Origin of the sequence: Clostridium ganghwense, from assembly GCF_026735165.1 — a bacterium.
GTDB classification, from domain to species: Bacteria; Bacillota; Clostridia; order Clostridiales; family Clostridiaceae; genus Clostridium_H; species Clostridium_H ganghwense.
In genome coordinates this window covers 1040329-1062269 of the sequence record NZ_JAPQES010000001.1, presented here as the reverse complement: position 1 = coordinate 1062269, position 21941 = coordinate 1040329, and the positions used below count along the sequence as shown (strand labels likewise).

18 protein-coding genes and 3 pseudogenes are annotated in these 21941 nt (G+C 29.5%); 20 read left to right on the top strand and 1 reads right to left on the bottom strand.

The features are described from left to right. The first annotated feature begins 40 nt into the window (after positions 1–40). The 3 genes and pseudogenes from OXH55_RS04865 to OXH55_RS04855 all read left to right on the top strand — a co-directional run. Complete coding sequence (locus OXH55_RS04865; protein ID WP_268048399.1) at positions 41–187, top strand: hypothetical protein; 147 nt, start codon at positions 41–43, stop codon at positions 185–187. A 5-nt stretch (positions 188–192) separates the two neighbouring features. Further along, complete coding sequence (locus tag OXH55_RS04860; protein WP_268048397.1) at positions 193–1746, top strand: recombinase family protein; 1554 nt, start codon at positions 193–195, stop codon at positions 1744–1746. A gap of 52 nt (positions 1747–1798) precedes the next feature. Continuing rightward, a pseudogene (locus OXH55_RS04855) lies at positions 1799–2611 on the top strand (mannose-1-phosphate guanylyltransferase); the annotation flags it as partial. Between the two features lie 229 nt (positions 2612–2840). On the opposite strand, the pseudogene OXH55_RS04850 reads toward OXH55_RS04855, so the two are convergent. Next, positions 2841–3160: pseudogene (locus tag OXH55_RS04850) on the bottom strand (winged helix-turn-helix transcriptional regulator). A gap of 210 nt (positions 3161–3370) precedes the next feature. Between OXH55_RS04850 and OXH55_RS04845 the strand changes: the two are divergent. The 17 genes and pseudogenes from OXH55_RS04845 (at position 3371) to OXH55_RS04765 (ending at position 21801) form a co-directional block, all read left to right on the top strand. Beyond that, positions 3371–4270 (top strand): nuclear transport factor 2 family protein, encoded by a 900-nt coding sequence (locus tag OXH55_RS04845; RefSeq protein ID WP_268048395.1) that lies wholly within the window; start codon positions 3371–3373, stop codon positions 4268–4270. A 364-nt stretch (positions 4271–4634) separates the two neighbouring features. Then, a complete protein-coding gene (locus OXH55_RS04840) occupies positions 4635–5366 on the top strand; it encodes a helix-turn-helix transcriptional regulator (RefSeq protein WP_268048393.1) in 732 nt (243 codons plus the stop codon). 69 nt (positions 5367–5435) lie between these two features. Next, the gene (locus OXH55_RS04835) at positions 5436–6596 is read left to right on the top strand and encodes an alpha/beta hydrolase family protein (RefSeq protein WP_268048391.1); all 1161 of its coding nucleotides are present in this window, start codon (positions 5436–5438) and stop codon (positions 6594–6596) included. A 28-nt stretch (positions 6597–6624) separates the two neighbouring features. Next, a complete protein-coding gene (locus OXH55_RS04830; protein WP_268048389.1) occupies positions 6625–7377 on the top strand; it encodes an EFR1 family ferrodoxin in 753 nt (250 codons plus the stop codon). A gap of 153 nt (positions 7378–7530) precedes the next feature. Continuing rightward, positions 7531–7854 carry a CD3324 family protein gene (locus tag OXH55_RS04825; RefSeq protein ID WP_268048387.1) on the top strand — a complete coding sequence of 108 codons (324 nt, stop codon included), beginning with the start codon at positions 7531–7533 and terminating at the stop codon, positions 7852–7854. 209 nt (positions 7855–8063) lie between these two features. Continuing rightward, positions 8064–8987 carry a serine hydrolase domain-containing protein gene (locus OXH55_RS04820; RefSeq protein ID WP_268048385.1) on the top strand — a complete coding sequence of 308 codons (924 nt, stop codon included), beginning with the start codon at positions 8064–8066 and terminating at the stop codon, positions 8985–8987. A 95-nt stretch (positions 8988–9082) separates the two neighbouring features. Beyond that, positions 9083–9565 (top strand): DUF5673 domain-containing protein, encoded by a 483-nt coding sequence (locus OXH55_RS04815; RefSeq protein ID WP_268048383.1) that lies wholly within the window; start codon positions 9083–9085, stop codon positions 9563–9565. Continuing rightward, positions 9562–9667: pseudogene (locus OXH55_RS04810) on the top strand (RNase III inhibitor); the annotation flags it as partial. The gene OXH55_RS04815 and the pseudogene OXH55_RS04810, both read left to right, overlap by 4 nt. A gap of 111 nt (positions 9668–9778) precedes the next feature. Beyond that, on the top strand, positions 9779–10927 hold the full coding sequence (fliB, locus tag OXH55_RS04805) for a flagellin lysine-N-methylase (RefSeq protein ID WP_268048380.1): 1149 nt from the start codon (positions 9779–9781) through the stop codon (positions 10925–10927). Between the two features lie 361 nt (positions 10928–11288). After that, positions 11289–14186, top strand: coding sequence for a glycosyl hydrolase family 28-related protein (locus OXH55_RS04800; protein ID WP_268048378.1), 2898 nt, complete (start codon positions 11289–11291; stop codon positions 14184–14186). Between the two features lie 184 nt (positions 14187–14370). Beyond that, complete coding sequence (locus OXH55_RS04795) at positions 14371–14721, top strand: RidA family protein (RefSeq protein ID WP_268048376.1); 351 nt, start codon at positions 14371–14373, stop codon at positions 14719–14721. 340 nt (positions 14722–15061) lie between these two features. Continuing rightward, complete coding sequence (locus OXH55_RS04790; protein ID WP_268048374.1) at positions 15062–15847, top strand: DeoR/GlpR family DNA-binding transcription regulator; 786 nt, start codon at positions 15062–15064, stop codon at positions 15845–15847. Positions 15848–15849: 2 nt separating this feature from the next. Next, entirely contained in the window at positions 15850–17013 is a 1164-nt protein-coding gene (locus OXH55_RS04785; RefSeq protein WP_268048372.1) for an iron-containing alcohol dehydrogenase, read from the top strand. 46 nt (positions 17014–17059) lie between these two features. After that, positions 17060–17683: a class II aldolase/adducin family protein gene (locus OXH55_RS04780; RefSeq protein WP_268048370.1), complete on the top strand. Its 624-nt coding sequence runs from the start codon at positions 17060–17062 to the stop codon at positions 17681–17683. A 47-nt stretch (positions 17684–17730) separates the two neighbouring features. Then, positions 17731–18762 carry an S-methyl-5-thioribose-1-phosphate isomerase gene (locus tag OXH55_RS04775; protein ID WP_268048369.1) on the top strand — a complete coding sequence of 344 codons (1032 nt, stop codon included), beginning with the start codon at positions 17731–17733 and terminating at the stop codon, positions 18760–18762. A 149-nt stretch (positions 18763–18911) separates the two neighbouring features. Then, entirely contained in the window at positions 18912–20153 is a 1242-nt protein-coding gene (gene mtnK, locus OXH55_RS04770) for an S-methyl-5-thioribose kinase (protein WP_268048368.1), read from the top strand. 313 nt (positions 20154–20466) lie between these two features. After that, positions 20467–21801 carry a Na+/H+ antiporter NhaC family protein gene (locus OXH55_RS04765; RefSeq protein ID WP_268048367.1) on the top strand — a complete coding sequence of 445 codons (1335 nt, stop codon included), beginning with the start codon at positions 20467–20469 and terminating at the stop codon, positions 21799–21801. Positions 21802–21941: the final 140 nt, after the last annotated feature.

Below are 21941 nucleotides of genomic sequence, written 5' to 3'. Positions count from 1 at the left end.
GCATATAATTATAAATGAATTAATATGCTGGGGGATTTTTATGTCCAAAGGAAAACCAAAGGTTAAGTTTCACTATGGACAGGAAGATATTAAAAAGCTTATGAAGAGAATAGTTAAGTATAAGCTTCAAGAATCTAATATAAAAAAGCATACAATCGCCACTTACTATGAGAAAGTTCAGAGGTGATAGGTGTGAAAAAAGTCTGGAATGTAGCTATATATACAAGAGTATCAAGTGATAAAAAGGAGCAGGCTGAATCTATACCTGCTCAAATTGAAAGTTTGAAAAAGTGGTTAATTGAAAAGAGTAAATATGATAAAGAGGTTGTATACAATCTTGAAGAAATATATGAAGACCAAGGCTTTTCAGGTTCTAATTTTGAAAGAGCGAGCTTTATAAAAATGAAGGAAGATATAGAGCTTGGAAAGATAAACATGGTAGTAACTCGTGATTTATCTAGATTCGCTAGAAATTATATAACTGCAGGATATTATCTAGAAGATTATTTTAAGCAAAAAGGTGTTAGATTTGTTTCTGTATTGGACAATGTTGACACTATTGATGAAGTTGATGATATTGTTCCGTTTAAAAATATTTTAAATGAAATGTATATTAAAGATTGTTCTCGTAGAACTAGAGATGGACTTAAACAAAGGATGCTCAGAGGTTCTTCTATTGCAAGCAAACCTCCTTATGGTTATAAATTTGAAAAGGTTTATAAGGGAAGTGTTAAGAATATAAAACTAGTTCCTAAGGAAGATGAAACTACAGAAGTAGTTAGAGAGATTTTTAGATTATATATCCAAGGCTGGGGAATGGGAAAAATAGCAACTTATTTAAATAACAAAGGAATAGAACCGCCATCAGCACAAGTTAAAAACTTTGCTAAAGGAAAATTTGGACTATGGACTAATAATACTATAAGATATATACTCACAAACCCTAAGTATGCAGGTATTATGGTTCAGGGAAGGTGGAAAAAAGTTAGTTATAAAATCAAAAAAGTAAAAACAACTTCAAAGGATGAATGGATTATAGGTGGAGAATTTCAAGGTATTATTTCTAAAGAAGTTTTTGAAAAAGTTCAAGAATTTATAAAGAAAAGAAGTAAGAATTTTAGACACAAAGGTGGAAATGTACATCTTTTTTCAGGAGTTCTTAAATGTAATGAATGCGGTGGAAGTATGAGTTATAGGGCTAGATATAAGGGCTATAAGTGTACCAATAGCCAAATGGGTGGGGGAAGATGCACAGCTCATTCTGTTAAAGAGGAATACCTTAAAGAGATAATCCAAAATGATTTGAAAAAGTATGTACAAAAAATGATTAATCCAAAGGAACTATACGAATTGGCAAAAGATAAGGTTAAAAATGAAGATAATTATGAGAAGGAGATTAAGAAAATCGAAAAAGAGCTTAAAAAATTAGATTCTCAATTTGAAAAGATGTATATGAACCGCTTAGAAGAAACTATCAGTAAAAGAAATTTTGATAACTTGATAAGCGCAATACAAAAAAAGCAAGAACGTTTAGTCAATAAAAAAGAAGAAATTGAAGGGATAAAAAGAAGTTTTCAAGACAAAGAAAAGCTTTATGTGAAGTATAAAGATAAAATTGATAAAATATTAAACTTTGAAGAGTTTGATAGAACCACCATTGAAAGTTTAATAGATAAAATTGTTGTTTCTGAAGATAAAGATACTAGAGAAAAGATTATAGATATTTACTATAAGTTTAGATATTAATTATAATATGAGAATTTATATGCCCAAAATGACCAATAGCGTCTAGAACCCGACTGCAACTTGTATAGGTCTTTCAGCAGTTAAACTTCTAAAAAAAGATAAGGATGCAGTTATGGTAGTTCTTCCTTCAGATCATTATATACACCAGCATAAGGAATTTATAGATACTTTATCTCAGGCAATTCAAATAGCAGAAAGAAGGCGGGGCCTGGTAACTATTGGAGTAAACCCTACAAGGCCAGAAACAGGATATGGATATATTCAAATGGGTGATAGGATTAATGGAGATATTCCGACTTTTAAAGTAGAAAGATTTACTGAAAAACCGAACATAGAAGTTGCAAAGGATTTTTTATTTAAAGGAACTTACCTTTGGAACAGTGGGATGTTTATTTGGAGGGCAGATGTATTCTTAAGAGAGATGGAAAAATATCTTCCAAAGATGTATAAAAACCTAATGGAGATATATAAAGAGGTAGGAACAGAAAAAGAAGAAGAATCAATAAATGAACAGTACAACTTGATAGAAGGAATATCTGTTGATTTTGGAATAATGCAAAAGACAAGAAAAGGATATGTAATAAAATGCGAGTTTGAATGGGATGATATTGGAAGTTTTTCAGCTATGAGCAGATTTTTAAATAGTGTTAGAAGTAACAACGTTACAGGAAAAACTTTTTTAGAGCAGAGTGAAAATTGTTTTGTTTTCTCTAAGGAAAAGCTTGTTATAGGTTTTGGAATAAAGGATTTAATTGTAGTTGATGCAGGAGATGTACTTCTTGTAATGGATAAAAATAAAGATCAGGAGTTAAAATATCTAGTTAATCAGATAAAAGAAGAAAATAAATATGATGATTACTTGTAATAGTAGTTAAGAGTCTACAGAGTGTGAATTCTGTAGGCTTTTATTTATGGTGATATTGTATTGTTTCAAATAGGATGTACAATTTTTAACCTATCATTTTTTTCAATATTAATGATAGGTTAAATAATTTGTTTGAGCTTTTTCACATATAAATATTGTGATTTATAGAAAATTAATGAGTTGTTTAAAAATCAACTAGCACAACGAGTTAATTTTTAAAAGTTATGGATTATATATATTTTTTCTTATATTGTTCTCCCCATTTCATCATAGAATGCAGTATAGGTTTTAAGCTAAAACCGTCTTCGGTAAGAGAATATTCAACTTTGGGGGGATTGCTGCATAAACTTTTCTCTTAATAAGACCATCTGCTTCCATAGATCTAAGCTGTTGAGTAAGTACTTTTTGACTAACGGAACCTAATGCTTTTTTTAATTGTCCAAAACGCTTAGTACCATCAATAAGCTCTCTTAATATTAAAACCTTCCATTTGTCTCCTATGAGTAAAAGAGTTGTTTCTACTGGACAAGCAGGTAATTCTTTTTTCATAAAACGTTTCACCTCTTTTTCACATTTGTTAGTCTGATCTCTGTGATTATCATCATCATATTAACAAAGTCTATTTAAGACTTTAATTTTGCAATAGTTACCTATAAGTACCTATAGTACTTTGAAGTGCGTACTTGTGAATTTATACTTGTGAATTTATTATATAAGTGTGAACAAGAAAAATCAATTTAATTTAGGAGCGATGATAACATGAAGTCAAAATTAATAACTTTAGTGACAATATTAGCTGTAGGGCTAAGTATAGCGGGATGCAGTGCTAAGAACGATGTTAAGCAAGAAACTAAACAACAAACCAAACAAGAAACCAAACAAGAAACCAAAGTAACACAACTATCCAATAAAGAGAAGGTTGTTGCACTATTAAAAAGTATTGAAACAGGAGCAGCTGAGCCAGTTGGATATATCAATCCAAACAAATACATACAACACAATTTATCAACTGAAGATGGACTTGCAGGATTTGGTAAGACATTACAGGCACTTCCAAAAGGTTCTGCAAAAGTAAATACAGTTAGATCATTTGAAGATGGAAATTACGTAGTGGCTCACACTGAATATAATTTCTTTGGTCCTAAAGCTGGTTTTGACATTTTTAGATTCGAAGATGGTAAAATCGTAGAACATTGGGATAATCTTCAGAAGATAGCTGGTCCAAATCCAAGCGGTCACACTATGTTTGATGGGGCTACTGAAATGAAGGACTTAGATAAAACAGAAGCCAATAAAGAACTTGTTAAAAACTTTGTACAAGATGTTCTTATGGGAAAAAAACCTGAAAAGCTTGCAGAGTACTTTGATGGTGATAATTATATCCAACATAATCCCAATATAGCGGATAATCTTTCAGGATTAGGTGCTGGATTAAAGGCAATGGCTGATAATGGTATTGAAATGAAATATGATAAAATCCATATGACACTTGGACAAGGAAATTTTGTATTAGCTGTTAGTGAAGGAAGTTTTGCTGGAAAGCATACATCTTATTATGATTTATTTAGAGTTGAAAATAATAAAATCGCAGAGCACTGGGATGTGGTGGAAAACATTCTAGTTGAGTCTGAGAGAAAGAATGAAAACGGCAAATATTAAATAATTGTTTTGTTTTTTCTAAAGAAAAACTTGTAATAGTAGTTAAGAGTCTACAGAGTGTGAATTCTGTAGGCTTTTATTTTAATCAATTTTTACATTAGGTTATGGATAAGTTATGATAAAATTATACATATAAATCTTAAATTCTATTTATGTAAAAAATTAAAGGTTAAAATATAATAGTAGATAGAGGTGTTTTAGTGGTTTGTAGTTGGGAAGTAAAGCGAAATAGGTAAATAGCAATTTCAAGAAAGAATGAAATTAATTAATGTTTAAGCTAATATTATAAAAAATAAAGTATAGATTATAAGTATAACTTATTGGAATATAGACATTAATATTATTCAAACAGGGGGATAAGGAAATGTCAGAGATTTTTAAATTTTGTGATCCTATGATGATATTAGCTGATTATAAAAATCCAGAACGGCACAAACATCTTGCTTCACACATTATTATTTCTTTAGGTGGGGAAATGGAATGGCAGATTGAGAATAAAAATATAAAGTGTCGTGGAATTTGTATTGATTCAAATGTAATACATACAGGAACAATAGCTAAAGAAGGTTCAATTGTATTTTTATTTACAGAAATAAGCAGATATACTGCATCAGTAAAGAAAAAATATCTTAATGGAAATCCTTATGAGGTTTTAAATGATAATGTTGTTGATAGAATGATAAAGGAATATGTAAATCATCTGAATGATAAAGAAACACTTGATGCAATATTACTACAGCAGTGTGGAATTGATAATTCAGATAATCATAGATATGAAGAAAGAGTAAAAAAAATTTTATATTACATTAGTGGATTAAAGACAATTGAACATTCAATTGTTGACGATTTAAGCAATCAGATATATTTATCTAAGAGTCGGTTATCACATTTATTTAGGGAACAGACAGGTATGACCTTACACAGTTATCTTGCCTTTGAAAAGCTCCGTAAGACTTATAAATACTTTTGTGAAGGTAGTAACATTACCGAAGCATGCATGTTAGCAGGGTTTGATAGTTCATCCCATTGTGCATCAACTTGTAAACGAATGTTTGGCATATCTTTAAGAGATGTATATAAAACAATAAAAGAATAGCAACTAATTGAAAGTAATTATACCTCCATTTCTTTTAGAATAAATATAAGAAATGGAGGTACTTTTAATATGGTTCAGTTTCAGGTTGATTCTTATAAATTAAATGAGAATCCAAATTTAAATTTTCAGCTAAATCGTACAGTGATGTGGGATGGGGGAAGGATAGAAGACGTTAAGAAGATAGCGAAAGATATACATACCAGTAATGATTGGAAAAGAAAAATGATTGCTATAGGTGATGAAGCGAATAAAGATGGAAGAATAGAAAATGCCATTGCTTATTATAGGATGAGTGAATTCTTTATGTATGACGGTGATCCAGACAAGAAAAAATATTATCTTTTAGCAACAAAAATGTTTTATGAATACTATGCAGATTATTTTGAAAGTGGAAAAGTAAAACAATATAAAGTGCCGTATGAAGGCGTAAAGCTCCCAGTAATGTTTGCAAAAGCTAAGCAGGAAAAGAAGGGTACGATACTTCTTCATGGTGGAAATGATTCATATATAGAAGAATTCTTTTTTTCTATGCTTTATTTTGCAGAACAGGGATATGATACTTATCTTTTTGAAGGACCAGGGCAGGGGGGCGTAATACGTGTTCAGGGGAAACACTTTACTCATGAATGGGAGAAACCAGTAAAAGCAGTGCTGGATTATCTTAAACTGGATGAATTAACTATAATTGGAGCATCACTTGGGGGGATGCTTGCACCACGTGCAGCAGCTTTTGATGACAGAATTAAAAGAGTTATTGCATGGTCAGTATTTACAAATTTTGCAGATGTGCTGATTGGAATGCGGCCTAAAAAAGTACAGAGAATAACTAATTTTTGTATGAAACACAATTTGGCTTTCATAATTAATACTATTATAGGAGCAAAGATTAAAAAAGGTGATGAACTTGTAAAATGGGGATTTCTTCATGGGATGTACGCTTATGAAGCAAAGACACCTTATGAATATCTTAAGAAAATGGATCAGTATCAGATTTATAATATAGCCGATAAGATTAAGCAGAATGTTTTAATCATTGGGGCAACGAAAGATCATTTAATTGATTATCGCACAGTCGGATTAGAAATTAATGCTCTGACTAATGCAAGGTCAATTACAGTCAGAATTTTTACAGAACAGGAGCATGGCGAAGCACATTGTAATTTAGGAAACTTAAAACTTTGCTATGATACTATGATTAATTGGATTGAACTTATAAAAGATAAGGAATAAAAGTGAAAAATAATTTTGGAGGTATAATATGAACAAGATATATTATTTTACGGGAACTGGTAACAGTTTGCAGATTGCTAATGATTTGAGTGCAAAATTGGGTGAATGTACAATTCATAAGATTACAGAATATTCCAGAGGAAAAATAGATGGAAGCACACTTGGAATTGTTTTTCCAGTGTATAATTGGGGACTACCACTGATTATCTGTGATTTTTTACGAAAATTAGATGTCTCAGATAAAACATATATTTACGCTATTGCAAATTATGGAGGACTTCCAGGAAAAGCACTTGATCAGTGTAAAGATATCTTAAAAGAGAATGGAGTGAAATTGTCAGCAGGGTTCTTAATTAATATGCCTGGTAACTATATTTTTGGTTATGGGGCAAAGAGCAAAAAGGTTCAGGAGAAGCTATTTGCAAAAGAAGCAAAGAAAATCATCCATATTTCTGACTGTGTAAAAATAAAAAAAGAATGCAAAATTGAGAAAAGTCATGCTATTATAGACCGTGTGTGTTGTAATTATTTTTATAAACATATCAATGAATTTCATGAAGCAGATCAATATTATACAGTAGATAATAATTGTATTGGATGTGGTTTGTGTGCAAAAAGATGCCCGGTAAATAATATTACAATGGTTAATGGTAAACCAAACTGGAATCATCATTGTGAATTATGTGCGGCATGTATTCAAAGTTGTCCAAAGAAGGCAATTGATTATAAGGGTGTGACGGGAAAAAGAAAACAATACTTAAATCCTAATGTAAAATTGTAGGCAATTTTTGTTGGAAATGGAGGAGAAATAAATGGATTATATGATAAAGTATGCTGCGTATTTTGGCTCTGGGCAAAGACTACACACAACAAACGTAATAAGGATTTGTTCAGGGCCTAATTTATTAGATTAATTTAGGAACTGGTGTTTTGTGTGGTTTTTGCTTTATTACTTACAAATAATAAAGTAAATAGGAGCAAAAATATGAAATATGAAAACGCACAAAATATATTGCCAGAATATATTATTCAATTGATTCAAAAACATATAGAGGGTGGATATTTATATATACCAACAAAATGCGAAAATAAAAAAGCTTGGGGAGAAAATAGTGGTGTAAGAGATATTTTAAAAAAGAGAAATATAGAAATTTTTAATAGTTATAATGAAGGAATGTCTATTAAAAAACTTGCACAAAAGTATTATCTTACTGAGCATAGTATCAGAAGAATAATTAGACAACAAAAAGACATATAAATATAAATCGGTATTTATTATCAATTTAGATAATTTAATACCGATTTTTTATTGGAGTTTTATGGATGAATATGAACAACTTTAATACAGAATCGTTTATGAACTTGGTAAATGATAAAAAATAAGGTTAATATAGTTATAATGAAAACATACGTTAAGTTGATTTTTATAAACATTGTGGTTTTGTGGTAAAAAAAGGAGAATAGAAAATGAAAAATTACATATTAGATGATTTAATTAAATCAGTTAAAACGCAAAATCTTCACGTCCTTAATGTGGTCGTAAGAAATGATGGGGATATAATTGCTGAACATGATTTTGAAGAAGAAAAACCAACCCTTCTATGGTCTGTAAGTAAGACATTTACATCTATGGCAATTGGTATTGCAGAAAACGAGGGATATTTTAGTCTGAATGACAAAATTGTAGATTATTTTGAAGATGATATTATACAGATAAATGATAATTTAAAAAAGATGACCATTCATGATCTACTTTGTATGAGTACAGGACATGCAGGATGTCCTTTGATGAAAGCAATGGATGAAAATAAGTCACTTGATGATATTAGCAAACTTTTCTTTGAAGAACCTGTCACTTTTGAACCAGGTACACACTTTCTATATAATAACGCTGCAACTTATATGCTTTCAAAACTTATTAGTATTACAACTGGATATAGTCTGAAAAAATATTTAATGCCTCGTATTTTTCAACCATTGGGAATATCTGATCCAAAATGGAATTGCGATGTTAATGGTATATCATTAGGATGTTCAGGACTATATTTAACAGCAAGAGAATTATCAAAATTTGGTCAACTGTTACTTAATCATGGTGTATGGAACAAAAAACAACTTATACCTGCAGAATATATTATACAAGCTACGAAATGCCAAATTGATACATCTGAATTCAATGAATATTTCGCAACTGCCGATCATAAACAAGGATACGGTTACCAAATATGGATGAATTCATATCCTAATTCTTATCGAATGGATGGATTGTATGGCAACTATGTAGTAATATTGCCAGACAAAAATGCAGTTATTACATACGTTTCAAATGAGCCATCAAATATGACAGGCGTTTTAGAATTAACATGGAATACAATAGTTAATAAACTATAATTACAAATATAAGGTGATTGATGTATAATAAAATGTAGATTATAAATATAATTTATTGGAATATAAACATTTAAGATAAAGGAATGTATGTAAAAATGGGATGGACAATTGCACTGTATATTTTGATTGTAATAGAGTTTTATTGTATATTGAGAGAATTAAATATAGGAAATTACCGTGGAAAACTTATTTTAAAGATAAATAATGAAAGAAATATATCTATTTTTTGGACGGTAATATTAGTTTTTTGGAGTATTTTTATGCTTTTTAAAATAATAAATTATATAAGTTATAAGGAAATATATTTAAAGAATATTAAGCTGAGTATATTTTGGATAGTATTTTCTCTTGAAAAGATTATAACCGATAGAAATTATTCAAAAATAAGAGAAAAGGGAATATCAATTAGTAGTGGATTCTATAAGTGGAATAGATTTAAAGAGTACCAATGGATCTCTCAAAATACTATTCAAGTTAAAGTTAAGGGCATATTTAAAATTTTTGATGAAGAGATAGAAGTGCAAAATCAGGATAAAGAGAAAATTGATGAAGTACTACAGAAATTCAAGAAAGAATGAATTTAATTAAGGGAGATATTACAAAGTTAAAAGTTGATGCAATTGTGAATGCTGCAAATAGTAGTCTTTTAGGCGATGGGGGGAGTAGATGGAGCAATTTATATAGTAATGCAACTTGATTGTAAACTAAAAAGAGCGTAAACTTTTTTGTTGAACAGTATACTTACTTAATTAATGTTTAAGCTAATATTATAAAAAATTGGAGTTATATATATGAATAAAGTAATAGATATCTTAAAAATTTCAAATTATGATAAGTTTAAGTGCATAGCTGACAAATGCAGATTTACATGTTGTGAAGGTTGGGACATTAGTATAGATACTGATACCTATAATAAATGGAAAAAAGAAAATGATAAGTCTAATTATATTTTAAATAATGTAAAAATAAAAAAATGCGGAAATAAAAAAGAGTATTTTATAAATAAGGAAACCAATGAAGTATGTCCGTTTTTGGATAAACAGGGTTTATGCAAGATAGTAAAAAGCCATGGAGAAGAGCATCTATCTTTAACATGTCATATGTTTCCAAGGATAGAGAATATCTTTGAAGATAGAAAGGAACTTCTATTATCATGTGCATGTCCTGAAGTAGTAGATATTATAAGCAACTTAACTGGTAAAATAAATATGATTTCAGAAAATGATATTAATTTAAAAAGTAATTTATTAGAACTTAAAATCAGGGAAGCTGTGGTTAATATTATTCAGCAGGAAAATTTTTTGTTGGAAGACAAGCTAATTATTAGTTTTCAAATGCTATTAACTATTTTAGAAAATGAAAACTTTGGAGAAGATAATTTATTACAAGAACTAGAAAAGTATAAGAACAGAGAGTATATACAAGAACTTATAGATGTATATCGGGAAATAGAGTTAAACATAAATGATTCAGTTGAAGAAATTAATTATCTATTTTTAGATATTATACAGAATTATAAGGAAGTTTCTAGTTTAGAGATTCTTTTAAAAGATATTTCTGATTTTGCGGAAAACATGAAAATTGGAAATCTTTTAATTAAGTGGCATGATTATAAAAGTTTATTTGAACAATATAATCAGCTAATTGAAAATTGTATTGTATCTAAGATTTTAAGTAGCTGCCTCAGCGATGATATTGAGGAGATGATTATTTCTTTTCAAATGATTATACTAGAATATTTATTAGTAAGGTATGCTATATTTTTGAAATATTGCATGAATAAAAATAAAGAAATAGATACTGAAGACATAAAAGATTATATTGTAGCTTTTTCAAGAATTATTGGGAACAATACCGAAGCGGTTATAGAATTTTTGGAAGATGGTTTTGGTGATGCTGTTTTGGAATTTGGATATTTGTGTTTTATAACTTTATTTTAATAGTTTAGTAATAAAACAAAAAAAGAAAAACTTTTATAAAAAGTAAAGCATCAAAGGAGCAAGAAAAAGTATTTAAATGAAGTAAAAAAGTTGAAAAATTAATTTATAAGTTTTAGAGAAACTAACATGGAATAAAATATCTGTGTTAGTTTTTTTACATGGAAAATGATAAATATATTATTGCTGCGTCCTTAGGGGTCATAGCATAAATTGAAAAGTTTCTGCTTGCTGCTGGTTAGATTTTAAATATTGTTAAGATATCTGACAACACTCGCATTTTATAGTAATAACATATTTTTCCCACACTTATGATTTATAATAATAAATAAGTTTTAGATTTAATAAAAAGTGGGGGATTTTTATGAAAAGAGTAGTGTCAAAAATATTAATTATATTAATTGTAATAAGTATGCTTTCACCACTCAACGATGTTTTTGCTGGAACTATGAAATATTATGACAATATTGATGTAAGTAAATTTCCACAACGATTAAAAGACCATTTATCTAATCATCCATGGCAAGATGGATTTCTTGATATTACAAAACAACCATATAGTGCTAAAGGTGATGGTATAACTGATGATACAGATGCTATTCAAAAAGCTATTGATGATGCATATGTGAGTAATCTTATTGTATATTTCCCTGAAGGCACATATTTGGTATCAAAACAATTAGTATTAAATCAATATCCAGCAGATTGGTTACAAAAAGATAAAAACATAAAGTCTGGGAGTCAAAGAAAATTTGGAAATATACTTGTTGGTTCTACTAAAGGTAAACAGAGACCGAAAATTGTTTTAAAAGATAACAGTAATATTAATCAGAATATATTATTACTTTTTAGGTATTATGATTCAAGGTTGGAAGGTGTTCAAGCTGTAAATAGAAGCCAACATTATTTAGCTACAATTAGAGGCATAGATGTAGATATGGGAAATAATCCCCCAAATAGTGCAATTTCAATGGATGGAGCACAATATTGCACCATTCAAGATATTAATATAACTGGAAAATCATTCTATGCTGGAATACACAAGATTCCAGGAGCGGTAGGTAGCATAATTAATGTTAAGGTTAGTGGAGGAGATATTGGCATTTTAAGTGATTCATATGTTCCAGAGGCACTTGTAGCTGGAGTTGTTCTTGAAAATCAGAAGGAATATGGGGTAAAGATAGTTGATAGTAGAAATTCACCTGTTAACTTGGTTGGATTTAAAATTGTAAGTCCACAGTTGCCAAGTTCAAATTATCGTGCAGTTTATGTAGATGAGCGAGGAGCCATTGAAAAAAGAGGAGGAAAACAAAGTCGTGCTCATGTAACTTTAACTGATGGTACTATAGAGGTAAAAGGTGATAAAGGAAAAGCAATTGAAAGCTATAATCAATATGTGATATTAAAAAATGTTTATGTAAAGGCTGATACAATTATAAATACAGGTATTAAAAATCCTCCTATTGAAAATGTAGAAGGAGATAAGAATAATTGGAAAAAGATAAATAATTATGCCTTTGCCCCTAAAGATAATAATGGATATATACATGTAGATGGAAAAGAATATGGAAATTCAAAGTCTGATGTCCAATACCATGATGATATTTTAAATGAAAATTCTAAGGAGGATTTTGTTAATAAGCATATTTGGCCTGTAAAAATGCCTTCATATGATGATGAAGATAAAGTTAATATTGTTACTGATTATGGTGCAACTCCATACAATAATGATGATGATGACACTGTAGCTATACAAAAAGCAATTGATGATACAACAACAGAAGGAAATGGTAATTTTGGTAAATCAATATTTATACCTAGAGGGCATTTTCATGTAAAGAGTACCATTACTTTAAAAAAGGGAACAAAAATATTTGGAGCTGGAAAAAACATTTCTGTAATTCATGAAAGTCCAGACTTTAAGATATTGGGAAATACTGCTATTGTTGATACTGTTAATGATAAAGATGCAAATATTATTATGTCTGACTTTGCAATATTAAGACAGGAATCTTCTCAGGCAAAAGGGCTTACAAATAATAAGTACGTATCAATGTTAAGAGTAAGGGGAAATAATACTGTATTTCGTGATGTTCAATTTGCTTCTATTGAAGAAAACAAAGATAATTACTATTTAAATTCTGAGATGATTTTTACAGAAAATGCAGGCGGAAAGTTTTATAATGTAGCGGTTAATACCAGTGTAAAAACTTCGTCAGGTGGGAATATACATGGAGATTATAGACGTGTACTTATTGATGGAGTAACTAATCCTTTGACTATTTATCAATGTGGTGTTAATAATACTGAAAAAGCTTATCTGATGGAGGTAAGAAATTCTAATAATATTTCTATATATGCTATAAAATATGAGGAACAGAATCAATTGCTAAAAATAAAGGATTCTTCCAATATTTCTATAACTGGAGGATATGGATATTTTACAGTTGTTGATAATATTGATTCTATAATAAATATTGAAAATTCTAAACAAATTTATTTAGCAGGGATAGCAAGAAATACTATGAATAAATATGAAGAAAGAAAAGATAAAAATTGGATTATAAATGGAAAAGATTTTATAAAAGATGACAATGATATAATACTTTATATAGCTTCTTCAGTATATTCTAAGGATACAAAAGAAGAATTGCTTTTAAATAATGACTTTGAAAAAGGCTTAGACAATTGGAAAGCAAATGGTAATGCACAAATAGAAGAAGAAAATGAAAAAGTATATCAAGGAGTAAAAGCTATTAAAATTACGAATCAAAAATCTAAAGATGATAGTGTTGTTCAAGATATAACATCCGTTTTACAAAAAAATGGGCCTGGAAAGTATAGCTTAAGCGCATGGATGTCAGTAAAATCAAAGAAAAACTCTAAAGTAAATTCAAAAAAAGAGTCTCATAAGGATAAATCTATAAAGGCATATATTAAAATTGAATTAAAGCACGATGGTATTACTGAGTACTTTACAGTAGAGGATAATGCTTATGATTATTGGAATAGGATTAGTGATACTGTTAATTTATCTTGGAAAAAGCTTGAGTCAGCAAAAATTTATATAGAAAATCCTCATTTAAAAACAGATTATTATATAGATGAAATGAGTTTTTCAAAAGATACGAATAGTAAAGATGTCAATGTTAAGCAATATTCTAATATAAAATCATATAATTTTTTTTTAATACCTGTATTGGGTGTATTAATAGTGGCGTATATGAAAGTATACAGGAAAAACTTTTTTAGAACAGAGTGAGAACTGTTTTGTGTGGTTTTTGCTTTATTACTTACAAATTAAAGTTAAGGGCATATTTAAAATTTTTGATGAAGAGATAGAAGTGCAAAATCAGGATAAAGAGAAAATTGAAATAAGTATTTAAGTTTAGTATAATTAATTGAATTAACAAAAGTATTACATAGATTGGAGGATTTAATTGACTATGGAAATTAAGAGATATGAAGGTACAGGAAGAATGAGTCGTGTAGTAGTACATAATGGAACAATCTATCTATGTGGACAAACTTGTGGTGATGCTGATAAGGGTATCAAAGAACAAACTAAGGTTGTACTTGAAAAAGTTGAAGAGTTGCTTAATAAATATGGATCAGATAAGCATCATGTCCTTTCAACAACAATTTATTTAAAAGATATGTCTATGTTTCAAGATATGAACGAAGTTTGGGATGCATGGGTTGAAAACGGTTTTGAGCCTGCAAGAGCTTGTGTGGAAGCTAAGATGGCTAGAGAAGAAATTTTAGTAGAAATGTCTGTTATAGCAGCGGTAAAGTAGTACTATAATTTATTTTAAGATAAAAAGGAGAATTTCGTAGTTATACGAAGTTCTCCTTTTTATATTGTCTATATTACATTTCTCCAGTCTCTAATTTGCATGGGGATTTATAATGTTTCAATGTTGAGAAATAATATGAAGTAAAGAACAGATTAATATTAATGAAAAGATGAATAAATGTGTTTTAATGTGTCGAAATGTGATGAAATGTTTTTGAGTGTTGAAAAAAGTTGTGATATGTGGTAAGATGTTGTTAATAAATAAATGAAAACGATTGTAGTAAATAGAATATTTATCAGAAGACCAAATAAAATCAAGAATGTTGAGGTGACAAAAAGCAATGTTGGCAGTTGATAGGTTGAAAAAAATAGAAGAATTATTAATCGAAAATGGTAGTGTCATTATTAGTAATTTAAGTGAGTTGTTAGATGTTTCTGAAGAAACAATTCGAAGAGATTTTGAGAAACTCGAAAAAGAAAACAAATTAAAACGTGTTCGAGGCGGTGCTTATTTACCTGAAACATCAGACAATGAAGTTCCAATTCGGATAAGAGAGAATATATTTTTAGAAGAAAAACAATTACTTGGGGAAAAATGTATTGAATTGATTGAAGATGGCGACTGTATCATGCTGGATAGTAGTACAACTGCACTATACATAGCTAAAAATTTGAATACAATCAAGAAAAAAGTTACTGTCATTACAAATTCTTTGAAAATTGCATATGAATTTGAGAATAGCAAAACTGTTAAAGTGATTTGCTTAGGCGGAACTCTTAGAAAAAGTACTAGCTCTTTTGTTGGATACATGACAACTGATGCCTTACAAAAATTATCTGCTGATAAAGCTTTTATAAGCTGTTCTTCTATAAGTTCAGATTTTGGTGTAACAGATAATCATGAGTTAGAAGCAACGGTAAGGAAGATTATGTTAAAAAATTCAATAAAAAAGTGCTTGGTTGTAGACTATACAAAATTTGACTCACCTTCAGTCAATCAAATTTGTAAATTAAATGATTTAGATATGATTATAACAGATAGAAAAATTCCTAAAGAATACAAAGATGTTTTAATAAAAAATGAAGTAGAAATAGTTATTGTAGGTGAAAATAAGAGGGGGAATTAAGTGTGGAAAATTTTACATTTAAAAGTGGTACCAAAATTATTTTTGGAAAAGGTGCTGAAAATACTGTAGGTGAACATGTTGCAAAACATAGTCGCAAAGTGTTGGTTCACTATGGTGGAGAGTATTTAAAAGAGTTTGGAATTCTTGATAGAATTACTAAATCCCTTGAAGAAAATGGTATAGAATATGTTGTTTTAGATGGTGTTGTTCCAAATCCAAGATTATCCTTAGTATATGAAGGGATTAAGATTTGTAAGGAACAAAATATTGATTTTGTATTAGCAATTGGTGGTGGAAGTGCTATTGATTCTTCTAAAGCTATTGCTTTAGGAACAAAATATGATGGTGATGTTTGGGATTTCTATTCTGGTAAAGCAGAGCCTAAATCAGCTCTAAAAGTTGGAACAGTTCTTACAATCCCAGGTTCAGGTTCTGAAATGTCAGAAAGTAGTATTATCACCAATGAAGAAAAAAACTTAAAATGTGGTATAGATTCTGAATTAATTGTTCCTGAGTTTTCTATTTTAAACCCTGAAATGTGTTATACAATACCACCATACTTAATGTCTTGTGGAATAGCTGATATTTTATCTCATTTGTTTGAAAGATACTTTACTACTACAAAAAGTGCAGTGCTTAGTGATCATCTATTAGAAGGTGCAATGAAGGCAGTTTTAGAAGTTGGACCTCGTATGAAGAAAGAACCAAAAAATTATGATAATTGTTCAGAAATTATGTGGCTAGCAACAGTTTCACATAATGGTATGTTAGATGCTGGAAGAGTTTCAGATTGGGGTTCTCATAGAATTGAGCATGAGATAAGTGCACTTTATGATATAACTCATGGTGCTGGTATGGCTATAGTTTTCCCAGCATGGATGAAATATGTTAAGCATGAGAATATGGATAGATTTGTACAATTAGCTACAAGAGTATTTGGAGTTACAAATGAAAATGATAAAGAGGCAGTAGTTGAAAAAGGAATAATTTGTTTAGAAGAGTTCTTTAAATCATTAGGATTAAAGACTACTCTAACTGAAGCAGGAGTTCCTGTAGACCGATTTGAAGAAATGGCACTAAAAGCATTAGGTGATTCAGAGTGTGTAGGTAGATTTAAAAAAATGAAAAAAGAAGATATAATTGAAATTTTAAAATTAGCAATTTAATTGAGATAAAAATGAATTTATTAATAAAAAATTAGGAGAGTTAGAAATGAATTTAAAAGAATTAAAACATGAATTATTAGTAACTGCAAAATCTTCTTACAATTTAGGGCTTGTAGCTGGAACAAGTGGAAATGTAAGTGCTTATGACAAGGAAACAGATGCTATGATTATAACTCCATCGAGTATACCTTATGACACAATGACTTTAGAAGATTTAGTTGTATTAAAACTTGATGGGACAATTCTTGAAGGAGATAACCAACCTTCTTCAGAGTGGAGAATGCACGCACAAATTTATATTGAAAGAAAAGATATTAAGTGCGTTTTACACACACATTCCCCATATGCTACAGGTTTTGCTGTATGCCAAGAAGGAATACCAGTAATTTTAATTGAAATGGTACCATTTATTGGTGGAGATGTTCCAGTTGCAAAGTTTGGAATGCCAGGAACAGACAGTGTTGGAATTGAAGCTTTAAAGGTTTTAGATGACAGAAAAGCTTGTTTGTTAAGCAATCATGGAACTCTAGCAATTGGAGAAACAATTGATAAAGCGTTAACAACTTCAATATATCTTGAAGATGCTGCGAAAATATATCACATTGCGAAAAATGCTGGAAATGTAAAAGTTCTTTCAGAAAAAGAAATAAATGCAATGAAAAACTCTTAATTAAAATATTATAGTTTTTATTATGAATATATAAAAGAGGTGTAGAAATGTTTAGAGCAGATAAAGGATTAGCATTTATATTACAATATGAAAATGTGGCATGGTACGAGAATGGAAAGGTTCGTATTTTAGATAGAAGAATTTATCCTGTAGAAACAAAATTTGTAGAATGTAAAAACCATGTTGAGGTTTCTAAAGCGTTAACAGACATGGTAACACAAAGTGGAGGGCCTTATATTGCAGTAAATATGGGAATGGTTTTAGCTGTTCATGAGGCGAAAAATTTACCAAATGATGAGTATATCGAATTTATTAATAAGGCTGCTCATACACTATGTCATGCTAGACCTACTACAGTTTCAAATATGTTAAAAGCAGTAGACAGATGTCATAAGACTGCTCTTGAAGTTGTTGAAGATCGTGAAAATGCAGTTCAAATTGTACTTGAAGCTGCAATTGATGAAGCTAATAAAAAATATGAAAGATATGAAAAAGTAGCTAAATATCTATATGATAAAATCCCTAAAAATGGAACAATTATGACACAATGTTTCGGTGAAACAGTTATTGGAATGTTAATGAGACTTTGCAAGGAAAATGATAATAATATTAAAGTTATTTGTGCTGAGACTAGACCATATTTTCAAGGAGCTCGTTTAACAGCTAGTGTAGTTAGAGATATGGGAATTGATGTTACTGTAATAACTGATAATATGCCAGGTTATGTAATGAAACTAAAGAATGTAGATTTGTTTACTTCTGCTGCAGATGCTATAACAATGGATGGACACGTTGTAAATAAAATTGGTACATTCCAAATGGCCTTAGCAGCTCATTATTGGGGAATACCTTATTTTACTACAGGCATCCCTAACCAAAAACATGCTGATATTAGCTCTGTTAAAATTGAGGAAAGAGATCCTGAATTTGTGACACAGGCCATGGGAGTGAAAACTACTATGGAGGGAGTTAAAGGATTTTATCCTTCATTCGATATAACTCCACCTAAATTAATTTCGGGAATTGTTACAGATAAGGGAATTTATTCTCCTTATAATTTGAATAAGTACTATGAATAAAAATAAGAAGGAGTAGGGAAACCACTCCTTCAAGGGTACTTGTTTGATGGGGAGAGGTACGTGATGCATTTTGTGGGAAACTATTAGTATAAGATGTAAAAAAATATTAAATAATTTTAATATTAATTTAAATGAATGGGGGAAGTATTATGACAGGAACAAGCCGTTTTGATAAATATTTTTTAATGGATGAAAACGATGTAATTGAATATGTAAAAGAAAAATTAGACTTTTTTGAAGATACAACAAATCTAGAGTGTAAAGAAATAGGTGATGGAAATTTAAATTATGTATTTAGAATTGTTGATAAAAACTCTAATAAGTCAGTGATTTTAAAACATTCTGGGGAAGATACTAGAGCAAAATCAGGAAGAAAATTAAACCTTGATAGAAATAAGATTGAATGCAAGGTTATGCAACTACAAAGTAAGTATTGTTCTGAACTTGTTCCAGAAATATATATGTATGATGAGGTTATGAGTTGTTATGCAATGGAAGACCTTTCTAATTATACAATTATGCGTACCGCTCTTGTGAAGAATAAAACATTTGATCATTTTGCTGATAATATTACAACATTTATGGTAAATACTTTATTACCAACAACTGATGTTATGTTAAATCATAAAGAAAAAAAGCAATTGGTAAAAGAACACATAAATCCGATTTTATGTGAAATAAGTGAACAACTAGTTTTTACAGAGCCATTTACTAATTTCTCTAACGAAAATATTGTTCTTGATTCAATGAAAGATTTTGTAGAACAGACTCTTTATAATGATAATTCACTTAGAGTTGAGTGTGCAAAATTAAAGTTTAACTTTATGAATAATGCACAAGCTCTATTGCACGGAGATCTTCATACTGGATCAATATTTATTAATGAAGATGACTTAAAAGTAATCGATCCAGAATTTGCATTCTTTGGTCCAATAGGATATGATGTTGGAAACGTAATAGCTAATTTATTTTTAGCATGGGCACATGGATTTTCAACTATTGAAAATGAAGATGAAAGATCAAAATATCTGTTAAGTATAGAAAAATGTATTGTTGATATTGTAGATATGTTTAAGAGTAAATTTATTAAAAAGTTTAGACTAGAAGCTACAGATTTATTGGCTAAAAGTGAAGGGTTTGATAATTGGTATCTTAAAGGTGTGCTAGAAGATACATCTGGAAGTGTAGGTTTAGAAATGATAAGACGTATTGTTGGAATTGCTCCAGTTGAAGATATTACTAGCATTAAAGATGAAGAAAAAAGAGCCAAAGTTCAAAAAATATTAATTTTAGCAGGTAAAGAATTTATACTAAATAGAGACGAATATACAACAGGAGAGCAATTTGTAGAAACACTTAAAAAACATATGAAATCAGTACTGGAGGATTAAAGGAACCACAAAATAATACTGAAATATTGCTGTTCAAAAATTTATTTAACATAAACTAGTAAAATAAATTATAAGGAGGTGAAAATATAATATCAAGTAGCTTTGGAACTTTCAAATCAAAGCTAATATAACAAGCAACAAGTAATACTAATGTAAACGTAAACATGATTTGTCTGAAAATTATTAAAACTAAATGTAAGTAACTAATGACTTTGGGTAGAAATATGACCTATAGTATTTCAATGGATTAATAAACTTATACTAAAATGTTTTTATTTTATGAAAATTATTTTAATGCTAGGAGGAATTATTAATGAAAAATGGAAAACAAGATAGCAATAGCAATAGTTTTTTAGGTCTGACTCCATTAATTGTATTTTTAGTTATATTTATGGCAACGGGAATAATTACTAAGGATTTTACTAATATGCCTGTACTTGTTGCGTTTATAGTTGTATTAGCATATTCTCTATGCCTTAATAAAAAAGGTGAAAAACTATCTATAGATGAAAAAGTAGATATTTTTTCACGCGGTGGTGGAGAACCAACTATAATACTTATGGTAATAATCTTTATATTAGCTGGTGCTTTTTACTCTGTAGCAAATGCTATGGGTGCAGTTGAATCTACAGTAAACTTAGGTTTAAGTGTTTTACCAACTAAAGCAATTTTACCTGGTGTATTTATGATTGGATGTGTAATATCTTTTGCTATGGGTACTTCAATGGGAACAGTTACTGCTCTTACACCAATAGCAGTTGGAATGTCTCAACAAACAGGTATTTCGCTACCACTAATTGTTGCAACAGTAGTAGGTGGTGCAATGTTCGGTGATAATCTTTCATTTGTATCTGATACTACAATAGCAGCAACAAGAACACAAGGTGTAGAACTTAGAGATAAGTTTAAAATGAATGGTTTAATCGTATTACCAGCAGTTATTGTTACTTTAACAATATTATCATTTATTCCAATAGGTAGTGCTACTCTTGAAGTTGGTCCATATTCCGTGGTAAAAGTATTACCATATTTATCAATAATTGTATGTGCTTTGGCAGGATTAAATGTAATGGCAGTATTGGCAGTAGGTATATCAACTGGTGCAGTTATAGGATTAGGTATGGGTGCATTTAATTTTGTAGAATTATTAGGTTTCATTCAACGTGGTTTTGGATGGATGGAAGATCTTTGCTTAATAGCTATTGTTATTGGTGGTATAGTAGAGTTAATGAAATATTATGGTGGAATAGGATTCTTACTTGAAAAAGTAACTTCTAAAGTTAAAACTAAGAAAGGTGCAGAATTAGGAATTGCAGCACTTTCTAGTTTAATAGATATAGCAACAGCAAATAATACTATTGCTATAGTTAGTGCTGGTCCTTTAGCAAAAGATATAACAAAAGAGTATGACATTGATCCAAGAAGAACAGCAAGTTTACTTGATGTTTTCTCATCTGCATTCCAAGGAATAGTTCCTTATGGTGGACAAATACTTGTTGCAGCAGGATTAGCTAAATTATCTCCAGTTGAATTAGTACCTTACAGCATATATTCTATGTTAATGATTGTATTCGGAATATTAGCAATAGTGTTTGGAATACCAAACTTAAAAAGAAAAACTGATAATACAAAAAAGGTAGAGTCATAAGAAAGTAAATAATAGTTAAGGGCCTACAGAATTTAAATTCTGTAGGCTTTTATTTATAATGATAATTCAAATATGTAAATTCATTTTATTGATTATATCAATATAAAATATTAAAATTGGAATTAAATATATTAAATTTT